This is a genomic window from Synechococcus sp. R5-12 (genome assembly GCF_047502655.1).
GTDB lineage: Bacteria > Cyanobacteriota > Cyanobacteriia > Thermostichales > Thermostichaceae > Thermostichus.
In genome coordinates this window covers 1-14,975 of record NZ_JANSIM010000110.1, presented here as the reverse complement: position 1 = coordinate 14,975, position 14,975 = coordinate 1, and the positions used below count along the sequence as shown (strand labels likewise).

13 protein-coding genes are annotated in these 14,975 nt (G+C 59.1%); 7 read left to right on the top strand and 6 right to left on the bottom strand.

From position 1 onward, the window contains the following. Positions 1–114: 114 nt before the first annotated feature. The 3 genes from NW843_RS06815 to NW843_RS06805 all read right to left on the bottom strand — a co-directional run bounded on the left by NW843_RS06815 (position 115) and on the right by NW843_RS06805 (position 4,498). A complete protein-coding gene (locus NW843_RS06815) occupies positions 115–2,658 on the bottom strand; it encodes a UPF0182 family protein (RefSeq protein WP_414522483.1) in 2,544 nt (847 codons plus the stop codon). Positions 2,659–2,662: 4 nt separating this feature from the next. Next, positions 2,663–4,105, bottom strand: coding sequence for a TIGR03279 family radical SAM protein (locus NW843_RS06810; RefSeq protein ID WP_414522482.1), 1,443 nt, complete (start codon positions 4,103–4,105; stop codon positions 2,663–2,665). Between the two features lie 108 nt (positions 4,106–4,213). Beyond that, the gene (locus NW843_RS06805) at positions 4,214–4,498 is read right to left on the bottom strand and encodes a DUF2103 domain-containing protein (RefSeq protein ID WP_011432039.1); all 285 of its coding nucleotides are present in this window, start codon (positions 4,496–4,498) and stop codon (positions 4,214–4,216) included. Positions 4,499–4,575: 77 nt separating this feature from the next. On the opposite strand from NW843_RS06805, the gene NW843_RS06800 reads away from it, so the two are divergent. The 6 genes from NW843_RS06800 (at position 4,576) to NW843_RS06775 (ending at position 10,383) form a co-directional block, all read left to right on the top strand. Further along, a complete protein-coding gene (locus NW843_RS06800) occupies positions 4,576–5,277 on the top strand; it encodes a molybdenum cofactor guanylyltransferase (RefSeq protein WP_414352121.1) in 702 nt (233 codons plus the stop codon). A 33-nt stretch (positions 5,278–5,310) separates the two neighbouring features. Beyond that, complete coding sequence (locus tag NW843_RS06795; RefSeq protein ID WP_414522481.1) at positions 5,311–7,449, top strand: FAD-dependent oxidoreductase; 2,139 nt, start codon at positions 5,311–5,313, stop codon at positions 7,447–7,449. A gap of 777 nt (positions 7,450–8,226) precedes the next feature. Then, on the top strand, positions 8,227–8,565 hold the full coding sequence (locus tag NW843_RS06790) for a hypothetical protein (protein ID WP_414329426.1): 339 nt from the start codon (positions 8,227–8,229) through the stop codon (positions 8,563–8,565). A gap of 84 nt (positions 8,566–8,649) precedes the next feature. Further along, positions 8,650–8,991, top strand: a complete 342-nt coding sequence (locus NW843_RS06785; protein WP_011432043.1) for a histidine triad nucleotide-binding protein — start codon at positions 8,650–8,652, stop codon at positions 8,989–8,991. A gap of 85 nt (positions 8,992–9,076) precedes the next feature. Further along, the gene (locus NW843_RS06780) at positions 9,077–9,727 is read left to right on the top strand and encodes a precorrin-8X methylmutase (protein ID WP_414352119.1); all 651 of its coding nucleotides are present in this window, start codon (positions 9,077–9,079) and stop codon (positions 9,725–9,727) included. A 236-nt stretch (positions 9,728–9,963) separates the two neighbouring features. Beyond that, positions 9,964–10,383, top strand: coding sequence for a hypothetical protein (locus tag NW843_RS06775; protein WP_414522480.1), 420 nt, complete (start codon positions 9,964–9,966; stop codon positions 10,381–10,383). Positions 10,384–10,490: 107 nt separating this feature from the next. Here the strand turns inward: NW843_RS06775 and NW843_RS06770 are convergent, their stop codons facing one another. Together NW843_RS06770 and hflX are read right to left on the bottom strand one after the other, a co-directional pair. Next, positions 10,491–12,239, bottom strand: a complete 1,749-nt coding sequence (locus NW843_RS06770; RefSeq protein ID WP_414522479.1) for a diflavin flavoprotein — start codon at positions 12,237–12,239, stop codon at positions 10,491–10,493. A gap of 115 nt (positions 12,240–12,354) precedes the next feature. Continuing rightward, entirely contained in the window at positions 12,355–14,121 is a 1,767-nt protein-coding gene (gene hflX, locus NW843_RS06765) for a GTPase HflX (RefSeq protein ID WP_414522478.1), read from the bottom strand. 195 nt (positions 14,122–14,316) lie between these two features. Here hflX and NW843_RS06760 point away from each other — a divergent pair, with 195 nt between their 5' ends. After that, positions 14,317–14,451, top strand: coding sequence for a hypothetical protein (locus tag NW843_RS06760; RefSeq protein WP_414342083.1), 135 nt, complete (start codon positions 14,317–14,319; stop codon positions 14,449–14,451). Positions 14,452–14,577: 126 nt separating this feature from the next. On the opposite strand, the gene NW843_RS06755 is transcribed toward NW843_RS06760, so the two are convergent. Continuing rightward, the gene (locus NW843_RS06755; RefSeq protein WP_414522484.1) at positions 14,578–14,955 is read right to left on the bottom strand and encodes a DUF488 family protein; all 378 of its coding nucleotides are present in this window, start codon (positions 14,953–14,955) and stop codon (positions 14,578–14,580) included. Positions 14,956–14,975 lie beyond the last annotated feature (20 nt).

Here is a 14,975-nt window from a genome sequence, read left to right as displayed (position 1 = left end):
TAGTCATGAGGACAAACTTCCCTAAGGAAGCGCGAAGATTGACAACCTAAACTTAAAACATCCGTTAAGTTTCGTCAACTACCTGCCTCAAAAATGAGGAGGGGATCCCTTTCTCTATCGGCTGCCCCTCGGCAGAAAGAGGGCTTCTAAGGCCTGGCCGAGAGTCGGTTCCATCACCACCCGGTCTTCGTAGGCAGCGATCACCCGGGTGAGCTGAGGCAAGCGGCCCTGTTCTGCTTCGATGTAAAGGGGCTGAACATAGAGCAAAGAAGTCTCGATAGGAATGACCAGCAGCGTGCCCAGGTTCACCCGCGACCCATGCTGGTTCCAGAGGGAAATTTGCTCGGAGATTAAGGGATCCTGATTGACCCGTGCTTCCACCTGTTCCGGGCCATAGATGAGCCGTTGCTTGGAAAACTCGTACACCAGGAGCTTGCCGTAGTTTTCCCCGTCGCAGCGGGCCGCTATCCAAGCCACCATGTTCTGCTTGTTAACAGGGGCATAGGGGGAGAGGAGGACGAACTCAGGAGTGTGGTTTGCAACCCCTTGGGGATCCCTCGGCAAGGTGAGAATGAGATACTGCGGCTGCATGGGAATGCGCCGTCGATTGCGGAACTGGCCGGGGATCTGCCATTGATCCTCGCGGTTGTAGAAGAGGCGGGGATCCGTCATGTGGTAGGTGGCAAACTGCTGCGCTTGCAGGCGGAAGAGGTCTTGGGGATAGCGGATGTGTTGCCGCAGCGGCTCCGGCATTGCCTCCAGAGGCTTGAAGAGGGTGGGGTAGATGCGGGCGTAGGCTTGGATGAGGGGATCCCGAGGGTCGGCAATGTACCAATCGATGCTGCCGTTGTAGGCGTCCATCACCGCCTTGACCGAGTTGCGGATGTAGTTGAAGGGAAAGCCGGGCAGGTGCTCCGAGTAGGGGTAGCGGCTGCTGGTGGTATAGGCATCGAAAAACCAGTAGAGCTTGCCGCCTTGAATGACCAGGTAGGGATCCCGGTCGTAGAGCAAAAAGGGCATCACCCGACGGATGCGCTCGCGGATTTGGCGGCGATAGAGAAAGCGGGTGGCAGAAGACAGCTCGCGGCTGAGAAGGATGCGCAGATCGCCAAAATGCCAGGCGTAGAGAAACCGCTGCCAGAGGTGGGGAATGGGCACGCCACCGCTGCCCCGGTAGCTGCTGTACACATAGCGCTCTGCTGCAGGGTAGTCCAATTCCCGCGCCTCAGCGCCCACGAAAACATCGGTGGTGGTCAGCTCGCCATAGTAGAGGGCCGGCTGCTCCACCCGCAAGACGGAGGCCACCTCAGGGTAGCGAGGAGAAACCCGCGGCGGGATATCCGACAGGAAAAAGTCCGGCAGGCCCTCAGGGGTCACCACATTCACCGGGCTGAGGGTGAGGCCATAGCCGTGGGTGTAAAAAAACCGCCGGTTAACCCAGGTTTGGGCGGCGGGGGGCACCTGGGCAAAGTCCAGCTCGCGGGCGGCATGCATAACTTGGCGCAATTCTCCCCCAATGCGGTAGCGATCCACATTCACATAGGGAAATTGGTAGTAGGGGCGGATTTCTTGCAGTTGGCGGTAGGTGGCCAATAGGGGATCCGCATCCCAGAGGCGCACGTTGCTTAGGGTGGATTGATTCTGCTGCAGGATCTCCCAGGTCAGGGATCCCCCTTCCGGGAAGGGTTGGACTTCGACATCGGCCAGGCCAAAGCCAGCACGGGTAAAACGGATGTTGTCCTCGATGTAGGGGCGCTCCAGCTCCAGCTCGTTGGGGGTGACCAAGAAGGTCTGCACCAGTTGGGGATAAAGTTGGGTGGTTAGCAGCCCAAACCCCAGGTAGGCCCCCCAGAGGATGGCCGGCGCCAGGAGAGAGCTGGCCCAGGAAGGGCACCAGGACTTGAGGAAAGGAAGGTTGAGGCGGATCCCCTGGCGGGCCAAAACCCAGAACCCCACTGCCGTCAAGCCCGCCACCCCGCTCATCAAGGTCGTGGCCGGCAAGGTTGCATGCACATCGGCAAAACCGGCCCCAAACACAACGCCGCGGGTGGAATAGAGCAGCTCGTAGCGCTCCAGCCAATGGCCCCAGGCGCGAATGAGAAACAGGGATCCCCCCAAGATCAGCAGGTGCCGCTGGGCATAGAGAGAGAGGGCCAAGGTCAGCCGTTGCTCGGAAAGCCCCAGCTCCACCAAGTAGATGAGGACAACGGCAATCAAGGTGAGCAGCACCAGGTTGAAGCACCACTGCTGCAGCGTCTCCCAGAAAGGCAGGCTGAAGAGAAAAAAACTGAGATCGCGGTTGAAAATGGGATCCGACTCCCCGACGGGCCCCTGGTTCAGCCAGAGCAACAGCGTGAACCAGTGATTGGAAAGAGACCAAGCAAAGAAAACACTCAAACCTGTGGCAATCGCCCAGGCCCCAGCCAAGGTTGCCCCCCGCCAGCAGGAGCAGATGTTGGATCCCGTCACCGCCAGGGCAAAGAGGAAAGCGCCCAGGCCCAGCCCCCAGCGGGCAATCACCCGCGTCCACAGTACCGGCAGAGCATTCAGCTCGGCAAACCAGGCCAGATCTACGTAGAAAGCCGCCAAGCCCGTGATGGCCAGGATCCCCAGCCCCACCCCCAGCAGCAGAAACAATCCTCGCCGCAACCTCTGCATCGCCTCAGGATCCTCGGCTCAAAGCTGTTCTTGGTCGCGTCAGCGGTGCAGTTTCCCTTCGCCCGAGCGTTGCGGAACAACACAGGGTGCCGTAGGCATAGCCCTGTTCTAGCTGTTGCACCGCCTGCACCAAGCCTGCCGGCCCGCCGTCCACCCGCACCACCGGGATCCCCACCTGGGCCTGCAGATCCTGCCAGGTCAGATCGTCCAAAAAGCGCTCCCCGTCCTTGAGGGCGATCTGGGGTAGCAATAGCCCATCATAGTCCGCCAAGTTTTCCACAGACTTCAGGGCATCCAAGATATCCTGCCCCGTCAGCAGCCCGGTCACCGTCAGGGTTTGTCCCCAAAATTGGCTGGCAATAGGCAAAAGATCCAACTGCAGCCCGCGGATGCGGTTCATCTGCTCCACCACAGGCTGGAAGGCTTGCTCTACGGCATTGCCCACCACCCACAGAACCTTGAGGGGAGAAGGGAGCTCAGGCGGCAGTTTGAGCTGCTCGAACTGGCTGAGGAAAAGCCGCAGGGATCCCACGCCATTCCCCAGTTGGGGGTAATCTTCATAGTGCTCTTCCGGGGGCAGTTCCCACCCCGCCAGCAGATACCACTCATCGGCCAGCCAGGCAAAGGTGGATCCCAATGTTTGCCGAAACCCGACCTGCAAAGTTTCCACCTGCTGGATCACTTCTCGGGCCTTGGCCGCATCGACAGGAACCAGCTCATCACCAGGGGGGCGAAAGCGCGTCAACCCCACCGGCACCACTGCTGCCGAGAGGACGGTGGGGATCCCGTCTACGGGCCGGCGAAAGGCGGCCAAATCGAGGAGTGTGCGGGTGAGGTGATCCCCATCGTTCCAGCCTGGGCAGACCACCACCTGTGCGTGCAGTTGCAAGCGATGCTGGCGAAACCAGGCCAACTGCTCCAAAATCAGGCCAGCCCGCGGGTTTTTGAGCAAGCGGCTGCGCAGCTCCGGGTCGGTAGCATGCACTGACACGTAGAGGGGAGAAAGGCGCAGGCGAGCGATGCGCTCCCATTCGGCAGCAGGCAAGTTGGTGAGGGTGAGGTAGCTGCCGTAGAAAAAGCTGAGGCGGTAGTCGTCGTCCTTGAGGTGCAGCGTTGCCCGCATTTCCGGAGGTTGTTGGTCGATGAAGCAAAAGGGGCAAGCGTTGGCGCACTGGATCAGGCCATCGAACAGGGCTGTCTCAAACTCTAGCCCCAGATCCTCGTCGATTCCCTTCTCCAGCTCAACTGTGCGCGGGATCCCTTGGCTATTCAAGATCTCCAGGCTTACACACTCCTCAGCGATCAGGAAGCGGTAGTCGATGAGATCGCGGGGGCGTTCGCCGTTGATGCTGACCAGGGCCTCTCCAGGTTGGATGCCCACTTCTGCTGCCAGGGATCCGGGTAAAACAGCGCTGATACGGGCGGGCTTGAGACTAGCACGAGACATAGCTAACTCATCCTCAACTGATGTGCCATTTGCCCCAGCAGGACGAAGTTCTGGGTCGGGACAGCGTTGCGGAGCAATAACGAGGCTCGGTTGACTACAAACAGTTGACTACAAACAGCGGAGAATAGCCGCCTCTAGCTCGGTTTGGCTGAGATCCGTTACCACAAACACCTCTTGCACGCTGCTTCCCTTGCGGGCCACCAGCTTGTACCCGCCCCGGATCGGCACCGAAACCCGCAACTGCAACTGGGGGATCCGCCCACGGCTGCAGGACAGAGCGCCCGGCGTCACGGTTTTAATGCCCGCCTGCCGGGTCAGGCGTTCCAAAACAGGGATCAACCCTGAGATGTGGGTGGAGTGGTTCCAAACCAGACGACCAGAGGGCTCAGACATAGCGGCTAGAGTGAGGAGAGGATGGGATCCCTATCCTATTCCTCCACAAATACCTGCTGCTCGTTGTGGAAAACTGGATGTCCAAAATGCCTGAAGATTCCCCGCCTGCGGTCGTGGCTCTGATCTTGGCCGGGGGCAACAGCCGCCGCATGGGATCCGACAAAGCCTTGGTGCTTTGGGATGGGATCCCCCTGCTGCGACGGGTGGCTCAGGTGGCAGCAGCCTGCGCCGACGCGGTTTACATCCTCACCCCCTGGCCGGAGCGCTATGCGCCGGTGGTGGATCCCGGTTGGCACCTCTGGCGGGAAAACGTTCCCCCCCTGGTCGGGCAAGACCCACGTGGTCGGGACAGCATTGCGGAGCAACACCGAGGCCCGCTGCTGGCCTTTCAAGAGGGGATCCGGCGGCTACAAACCTTGGCTGCTCCCCCGGAGTGGATCCTGCTGCTGGCCTGCGATCTGCCCTGCTTGCAGGAGCAGGTTCTTGGGGATTGGCGACAGCGCCTTGCCACCCTGCCCCCTCAGACGGTGGCCGCCCTGCCCAAAAGTCAGCGGGGCTGGGAGCCCCTGTGTGGCTTCTATCGCCTGGCGCAGCTAGGTTCTCTGGAGAGTTTCTTGCAGGCAGGAGGAAGATCCTTTCAGGGCTGGTTGTCCCAGGTGCCAACAGCCATCCTGCCCCTGACCGTTCCCGACAGCGGGACGGAGTCCCTTGAGAGGATGCTCACCAATTGCAACACCCCTGCAGATCTGCAGCTGGGGGAACAACTGGGTAGAGGGTGATCCCCGGGATCGGCAAAGGGGAGGGATCCCCTCATGTCACAATGGGTAAAGATTTGCTCGGTTTCTTATCTCGGCGCCGTGCTTACTTCCCTTTACTACCGCGAGATCCCTTGCCCCGATAGTGCTCAAGTGCTGCGCTGGCTACAGGAGTGTATCCCCCTGCCCCAAGGCAGCCAGAAGGTTCTTACCCCCACGGGCCTGCGCCTACAGGGATCCGGCGCTGAGCTGGCCCTTTTCTTGTGGTCGGGGCTGAACACTACCTATCTCAAGGTGTTCCAGTGGTCGGAACAGCCCTTCCCCCGCCAAGCTCGCTGGCTGGGAGAGCTGGAACAGGCCATTCAAAGCCAATTTCCCCACCGCTACCCGCAGTTGCCCCAGATCGACCTGAACCGGGGATCCATCTTCGATCAGCTTGAGCCTTTCTACCCGCAAACGGTGAAGTATTTTCGGCGGATCCCCAATGGAGAATTTGACCTGCAGCGGGTGTACTGGTGGGAAAAGCGCTGGCGGGAAGAAGTGCAACATTGCCACGCAGCCCACCGCCCTGCTCAGCCGGTCTTGTTTCGCCAGCCTGGCCCTGAGCCGGCCCCAGTGGAGTGGGATCTGGCCATCGTGGGAGGAGCGCTGGGAGCCATCTATGGAGCGGCCATGGCTCGCTTGGGCTACCGCGTGGCCTTGGTGGAGCGACTCCCTTTTGGCCGCATGAACCGCGAGTGGAACATCTCCCGGCGGGAGCTGCAAACCCTGGTGGATTTGGGCCTTTTGAGCGCCGAGCAGATGGAGAGCTTGATCCTGCGGGAATACACGGATGGGTTCAACAAGTTTTTTGACGGCAATAGCCCGGTTCGCGCTCCCGTTTTGCACACGCCGACGGTACTCAATCTGGCCATTGACGCGGAAAAGCTATTGCAGCTCTGTGGCCAAATTCTCACTTCCTGCGGGGGAGCTATCTACGAGCGCACCGAGTTTCAGCGGGCCTATGTTGGCGAACAAGGCGTCACGCTGGTTTTGAAGGATTTGCCCACCGGCGAGGAGTTTCGGCTGGGATCCCGCCTTGTGGTGGATGCTATGGGAACAGTCTCTCCCATTGCCCAGCAGCTTTACCGCCATCGGGCTTTTGATAGCGTCTGCCCCACGGTGGGGGCTACCATTGCGGGGGGGTTTGAGCCAGGGGTATGGGATCCCCAGTTTGGGGACATTCTGGCCAGCCACGGGGACATCAGCCGCGGTCGGCAACTCATTTGGGAGCTGTTCCCCGGCCCAGGCGAAGATCTTACCTTTTATCTGTTCCACTACCACCAGGTGCATCCGGAAAACCCCGGATCCCTGCTGGAACTGTACGAAGATTTTTTCACCATTCTGCCGGAATACCGCCGCTGCGACCCAGAGCGCTTGCAGTGGAAAAAAGCGACCTTCGGCTATATCCCCGGACGATTTGGCCAGCCCCGGCACCCTGTTCGCGGCAGCGGGGCGGAGTCTTCGGAACCCTTTGACCGGATACTGCTCATAGGGGATGCGGCGGCTATGCAATCGCCCCTTAGCTTTACCGGCTTTGGATCCCTGGTGCGCAATTGCCCCCGCCTGTGCGATCTGCTGGATACGGCGCTGCGCCACGACCTGCTCAGGGCGGCGGACTTAGCCCAGATCCGGGCCTACCAGGGCAACTCGGCCGTCACCTGGCTCTTCTCGCGGGGGATGATGGTGCCCACCGGCAAGGTGCTGCCCCCCGAGCGCATCAATGCCACTCTCAACAGCTTTTTCGGCATTCTCGCCACCGAGCCGCCGGAGGTGGTGGACGATTTCATCAAAGACCGGGCTGGCTGGCTGGCCTTTAACCGCATGGCCATCAAAGCTGCCCTACAAAACCCACGGCTGCTGCTGTGGATCTGGGAGGCCGTAGGGGCCAAAGGCTTTGCCCAGTGGCTACCCACCTACCTCAGCTATACCGGCCTGGCCTTGACCTCTGCTTTGTTCAGGGGCTGGCTTCCAAATCTGCTGCGTCGCCTGCAGCCCTGGCTAGAAGCGCGTTACCCCCGCCTGTGGCTGCGCTGCCTGCAGTGGAGCTACACCCTCACCTATGGGGTAGGGCAGCCGCGCATCCAGTTTCAACTCCCCCCCACTCAAGAAAAGACCCAAGACGCAATACCGACTTGGGTAGAGGAGAGGGCTTGAGCTGGTGGCGCGGTCGGAGAATGCGGCCACGCCAGTTTTTTGATGCCTGTGCTTTTGCTTGCCTCAAGTCACAATCTTCAATGTCTGCAGAAAAGGCAGGTGACAATACAGCCTGTTCACAAACTGGGGGATACAAAAATCGTGTTTCCGAGGCTTGACCCCAACGACGTTTAAAACAAGCAGGTTTATAGTCATTTTAAACAGAACTGAAAGATTTCTGTTGTATTGCTTCCTAACTCCCCTCTCCCAAAGGGAGAGGGGTTGGGGGTGAGGGATGACTCCCTCTGGGAAAGGGGCTGGGGGTGGTCGCGGCAGCGGCGCGGAACGCTTGGGGAGTGTCTCAATTAGCCTAGAATGACCATACAACCGTATCCCGTGGTCCCTTAGTGGGCTGTAGTTGTGTAGCTAAAGCCAATTAGCAAAAGATCCCATTGGATGCTAGCAGTCCTCACTTGTGTTTGCTAGCAGCTTTACCTCTTATCTGCACAGATTTCTGCACAGATTATTTACACAGAGCTGAACGAGGGAGTGCCCATCAGGCAAAGCCTTCCTCTGTGGCGCAAAAGTATTTCGCCACGCAGGGATCTGCCTGTCCTTTGCCTTGGCATTTTGCCCAAGTTGAGTATAATCAATACCTAACATCCAGGATCAGATCGAGGATAGTTGGGAAGGGATCCCAACCTTGATTTGGTTTTGAGACTGCTAGCCCCCTTTTTAGGATCTTTCGCAAAAAACTCTGTAGGACTGAGCCCAGTCGCGTCAGCGTTGCGGAGCAACATGGTCTATACCTTCGAGATCATCGGCATTGCCCCTGCTCTACAGTTCTTTCATCAGCAACAGAAGCTGGCCCAGCGGCCCTGTGGGGTGGAATACCTGGGTACCAGCTCCTGCACCCTCGATGCGTTGCTGGGATCCGTGGAGGAAGTGCCGGCCCGGCGCGGCTGGGACTTGGATCAGTTGGTCGACGCTGTTATCCGCTTTTGGTGCAGCAACCCCGATTTGGTGAGTTTGTGGCGCTCTCGTTTTCGCGATGCCGGGCGAGATGCGCTGTTGGTCTCGCGAGTGGGGCATATTCAATCACTGCGGCAGGAATTTGAATGGCTGCTGAAGCAGTAGGTGCCGAGCGCCACTCTCGCCACCTGGGTGGGAGAATGTGCGGTTAGCAGGTAGGCTAAGGGCAGAACTAATTTGTGAGCACCCATGAGCGACACAGTTTTCGGCAAGATTATTCGCAGGGAGATCCCTGCACAAATCGTTTACGAAGACGATAGAGCCCTGGCCTTCAAAGATATTGCCCCCCAAGCCCCCGTCCACATCTTGGTGGTGCCCAAAGAGCCCATCCCCGGCATTTCCCAGGCCAAGCCCGAACATGAGGCATTGCTGGGACATCTCCTGCTGACCGCTCAGCGGGTGGCTGCCGAGGCAGGTTTAAATAAAGGCTACCGATTGGTGATCAACGAAGGAGAAGACGGCGGGCAAACCGTCTTTCATCTCCACATTCACGTTCTGGGCGGTCGGGGGATGGGCTGGCCCCCAGGTTGAGCGATGGTTTTTCCCACCCATTGGAGCCTCTGCAGGTACAATCCTGTCATTACTGAGGATAAACGGCGGGCGGGGTCTGGGATCGATGGAGTGGCACGTAACCGATGCAGAGAGTTTGATGATCATCGACCAGGAGGTGGGCAAGCACGAGCTTTCTCCTGCTGAGTATGAGGTGGTTCGTCGGGTTATTTATGCTACTGCTGACTTCGAGTACTTGCACCTCATCCGTTTTGGCAACGAAGCCTTACAGGCCGGAGCGGCGGCTCTGGCAGCGCGTACCACCATTGTGGTCGATGAGCCGATGGTGCAGGTGGGCATTGCCTGGGCTGTTCAGAACACCTTTTCCAACCCCATCTATTGCAGCAGCGAAGCCATTACCCGCCCCCAAAGGGACAAGACCCGCTCCGCTTGGGGCTTGGAAACCCTGGCCCAACGCTACCCTGAGGCGATCTTTGTGATTGGCCAATCCCAGACTGCCCTCTCCACCTTGGTGCAGCTGATTAGAAAGAAGGAGGTGGCCCCTGCTCTGGTCATCGCCACGCCGGCTGGGTTTGTGAACGTGGTGCAAGCCAAGCAGGAGCTAGCCGATTCCATGGTGCCCCACATCCGCACTGAGGGACGCAAAGGAGGCCCGGCAGTGGCTGCAGCGGTGTTGGATGGCCTGCTGGACTTGGCTTGGCACGCCTATGTACGGGTCAGCAGCGCAGACTATCCTGGCAAATCCGCCGTTTCTTGACATGCTCCTTGCTCTACTGGCTGGCTAAGCCAAGGCAAACTGCGCAGCGGTAGAGCAGGGCTTTAGACCCCATTTCTAGAGTAGGTCTGCTGATCTGATCGAGATCACTCAACTGGGGGGATCCCGAGCACCCGGCCTTCAAGTCGGCATCGGCAAGATGGGAGCTGTGCTCTCAGTCCTGCCCTTGAAAAATGGCCTGAGAGACGACTGGGTTGGGCCTATGGAGGGATCTTCCCATGCGGTGTGCCATCTTCTTTTGCTGGCTTGCCTGGGTTTTTGCGCCGGGGGCTTGGGCACAAGCTGAGCCATGTCCGGCGGTTGCCCTTCTGCCCTCTTCACTGCAGTTGTCAGAGGTGTCAGCACCTGCCTCTGCCCTCTCGACAACCCAGATGGACAAGGCAGGGATCCAAGTCAGCCCCTACCAGCGCTGGCGACAGAGGTATGCCCCCTCAGATCCCCTCTCTTCGGGTTTGGGCAGCGTCCCTTATCGGCCAGCCCAGCAGGGATCCCAAAGGATTCAACAGGGAACAGAGGGGCTGCCCTTAGGGCCTGCGACCCGCCAAGGGGAACAGCTGGAGCAGATCGGGATCCGCCTGGGAGAAGACAGCCCTTTTTTCCTACATCCCAGTGGGTTGGTCTATCGGCAGTCCTATTGAAGTTTTTGTGAGTCTGTTCGCTACAGGGATCCCAGCTTCCCCAGGGAGAAGGGCTGGGAGTGAGAAATTATCTCTCACTTCTCTCTTCTCACTGCTCACTATCAGTATTAGTAATGATTCCCTACCTTGCGGTGGTGGATGGCGGTGAGGCCCTCTGGGCTGGAGACCCGACCAGCTTCTAGGGTGCTGTACACCACCCAGTGATCGCTGGTTTCCAGGCGGCTCACCACACGGCACTCCAGGTAGGCCAAAGCATCGGCCAAGATGGGGGATCCGTTGGCAGCAGGGTAGGTCTTGATCCCGGCAAAGCGGTCGGCTCCCGGTGGAAATCGCTTCAGGAAGTGGCGCATCAAGGGTTGGTAATGGCCTTCTTGCAGCACATTTAACACGAAGGTATCTCCCACCTGCAGGAAGGATTCGATGGCCCGATCCTTGGCCACCGCAATGCTGATCCCCGGCGGATCGGTGCTGGCTTGGGCTACCCAGGAGGCGAGCATGGCGCTGGTGGCTTGCCCTTTGCGGGCAGTGATGATGTAGAGGCCATTGCTAATGCGGCCCAGGGCGCGATCCAGGTCGGCATCCAAGGCTTTCATCTGCTGAATGCTGCGATCCCGGGTCAGCCACTGCCCCAGGTCGGTACCTGCTTCTTCGGCCAGTTGCAGCAGGGCCTCGCCGGCAGGCTGCTTGAGCAGAATGGGGGCAAACACCTCTTTGGCGCCGATCTCCTGCAGGGTGTTGCGGCAGAGGTACACCGACTCATCATCTTCGCCGCCCGACTCGAACAGGCCAAAGCCCTGCTTGCTGTGGGCAGAGGCCAGCAGGGTTTTCAGCAGCACTTGAGTGGTGGCGGCCTCAGGCCCTGATTGGGGCGGCATGCCTATCACCACACCGGCGGCCAAGCTCATCAGCTCCCGCACCTCGTGGGCATCCACCAGCCGCAAATCTGCCAGCTCCACCTGGATGCCGGTTTTTTGGATCCCACGGGCAATGGCTTGAGCTAAGGTTTCCGCCTGGCCATAGCCGGACAGGTAGAACACTGCCACCATCCGTTCAGCTTTGGCCTGCTCCAGGCTCCAGGTGCGGTAGTGCTCCACCCAGTCGGACAGGTGATGGCGCAGTAGGGGGCCGTGGCCGGTAGCAATGGCAGCGATGGGAGGCAAGGCTTCCATGCGCTTCAGGGCGGACAACACCGAGCGGGCGTTGGGCCCCATGAGGCAGTCGTAGTAGAGCTTGAAGTCGGCCTGCAACAGGTGGGGATGTTCGTCCCAGGCGAAATCGTCGCAGTAGTGCATCCCAAACACGTCGCAGGTGTAAAGGATCTGGGTGCCGTGGTCGTAGGTGAGGATGGTGTCGGGCCAGTGCAAGTTGGGGGCAGAGATAAATTCCAGGACATGCCCCTTGCCCAGATCCAAGCGATCTCCCTGTTTCACCACCAGCCGCTGGAAGGGCCGATGCACCAGATCTTCCAGAAATTGCACCGCCACCTTGGAGGCCACCACCGTCATCTGGGGCGCCAGCTCCAGCAGATCCCCAACCAGGCCGCTGTGATCTGGCTCGGTGTGGCTGACCACCAGGTAGTCGATCTGGGCAGGATCTAGGATCCCTTGCAGGCAATCCAGGTACAACTGGCGAAACTTCTCGTGGGAGGTGTCGATGAGGGCCACCTTCTCGCCGCGAATCAAGAAGGAGTTGTAGGTGGTGCCATTTTCCAGAGCAAATTCGATGTCAAATCGATCCCGATCCCAATCTTGGGAGCGAATGGCAAGGGTGTCGGCCCCGATGGGCAGAGTTTGCAGCGTCAGATGGGGCTGGGCCAGGCGAGGTGCGACTTGAGGTGCAACTGCAGTGGTGGCCATGTTCTCTCCCTAACTTTAAGTCGGGTCACAATCCTGATCTCAATGTAACTGAATGTTTATGTTGACGGCGGATGAAGATGAGCTATGCAGGTTTGGAAATCCTTATGGAATGCTTTTAGGGATCCTTGGGTTCCTGACTATCGAAGGGGTTAGGACTTAGGGCTGTAGCAAACTGGGCCAGGGTGTGGCGCAACTGATCCAGGTTTTGGCCGGTGGCGGCGGAAACAAACAGGGCTTTGGGGTAGAGCAGGCGGACGTCTTCCACCCATTCGGGGTCGAGGCGGTCGATTTTGTTGAACACCAGCTGGCGGGGACCAGTGGCCAAGGGCAGCTTGTCCAGCAAGGTTTCCACCGCCTCGATCTGTCCTTCCCAGTTGGGGTGAGACAGATCCACCACATGCAGCAGGGCATCCGCTTCCGTCACCTCTTCCAGGGTGGCTTGAAAGGCATCCACCAGTTGGTCTGGTAATTCGGTTAGGAATCCCACTGTGTCGGTCAACAGCACCGCCTGCTGGTCGGGCAGCTCCAGCCGCCGCGTGGTGGGATCCAAGGTGGCAAAGAGTTGGTCGGCCACGTAGACCTGGGCATGGGTGAGGGCATTGAGGAGGGTGGATTTGCCGGCGTTGGTGTAGCCCACCAGGGCCACCACGGGAATTTGGGATGCCTCGCGCCGTTGGCGCAGCCGCTGGCGGTGGCGGCGCAGCTCTTCCACCTCTTGCCGCAGCTTGCTGATGCGCCGCTGGATGGCCCGCCGCTCCATTTCCAGTTGGGTTTCCCCCGGGCCACGGGTGCCGATGCCCCCACCTAGCCGCGACATGGTGCGACCGCGACCGGCCAAGCGAGGTAGCAAATACTGCAGTTGGGCCAGCTCCACCTGCAATTTTCCGGCCCGGGTTCTGGCCCGCTGGGCAAAAATATCCAAGATCACCTCGCTGCGATCCACCACCCGCACCCCCACCGCCTCTTCCAAGGTGCGCACCTGGCTGGGGGTAAGTTCCCGGTCGAACACCACCAGGTTGGCGCCCAGATCCTGGACCAGCAGAGCCAGCTCCTGCACCTTACCGGATCCGATTACCGTGGCCGAATTGGGGCCTTCCCGCCTCTGCCAGAGGGCTTGCAGCACCTGTCCGCCGGCACTCTCCACCAGGCGGCTCAGCTCCGCCAACCCATCCATGAGATCCTCGTAGCTCTGCCCGGACTCCTGCAGCCCCACCAGGATGGCCCGATCCTGATCCAGATCCACCTGGCGGGCGGTCAACTGGCGCCGAAACCCATCCTCCAGCTCCGCCACCAGCTCCTGCAGATCCTGTTCTGCCAGGATCCCCAAAGGCAAAGGCTCAGAAACCTGCCAACGGCGCTCTCCCTCCGGCAGCAGATGGGCCAGATAGGCCCGGTGAACAAAGCCCGTAGCCGCTCCTCCCCGGCGTCGGTGCCCTCCTGACTTGGACACGGAAAGGGTGATGAGGGCATCCAAACGCTGCAAAGCCATGGCCGTCAGCGCTTTTTGACCGGGGCCCCCCTCCCCCATTTGGGTGGTGATGCAGCGGATCCCGGATAGGCGCTCGGCCCCCTGGCGGGGCAATTCCCAAGCGGGAATCTGGGTTTCAAAAGGGGATCCCACCCCTACGCGGATCACCTGGCCGCGCCGGTTGAGGTAAACGCTGATGGGCCGGCCTTCCAACTCTTGGGTCAGGGATCCCAGCCGTTGGGCAAACTCCACCGTCACCAGGCGGTTGGGGGGTAGGCGCAGTTGGTAAAGCCGTTGCAGTTGCTTTTGTTGGTGGGGCTTTAACCCTTTGGCCTGTTCGGGAAAGCGTCGTGGAGCGATAGCAGAGCTGAAGCGGGGGTCGGTCTGATGGCGAGAGGTGCTAGCCCTGGGCATGGGGACGGGGAAAGACCCAAAAACAAGCTTTCATCTACCATACACGCTAGCTGACAGCAGGAACTTGGGATCCAAAAGCAACGGCGGCAAACACTGGCCCAGTGTTGCGGGGGCAACAGTACGGCGATGTCATCAGCAACGGGTGCAACATTCAAACCAAGGTCATTCCCGAACAAAAGTAGGCGGAATACTTCCATGACCCAACCGAGGTACGCATGGGGCAGCCAAACCCAGACGATCACAGGCTTCCTGCTCGCCCATCATCTGCTCAAGGTCAACCCCAAAGATGTCAATGTGTTGGATCTGCCCAAGCGGGGATCCCTGTATTGAGCTTGCTGTCGGTGAGAGAGTTTCCAAATCGGTTGGGCATCCCTTTCGCTCCGTGTTGCCAGAACCCTGCTGCAACTTGGAATAGCTGCATAAATCGGAAAAAGCCGTAGTGCCAGCTCTTAGTTATCATAGATGCACGATTTCAACATCACCCCATTTTCTGCGCAAATATTCAGCAACCAGCCTACGATGACAGTGCTCAGGTGTAGCTTCACTACAAAGCAGACATCCTCCATCGAGAATACTTTTATCCACTTGATCTTCAATGCGACGCTCGGCCATCAACGACAAAAACTGTCTCTCATAATTAGACCAGTCACCACTAGCTTTATAAGCATCAAGAATTTCTTGGGTCGGTGCCAATTCTGGCAAATGAATGTATCCAAGCTTACAGATCTCGTGAAGGAAGAACTCTAGGTCATTCTTTTTCGTGAATCCTGCCAGTTGTGAGGTATTGTTAAGTCGAGCATCAACAACTCGAACTAGGTTGTGTTGATCTTTCATTTGAGCCAAAAGAGAGCACT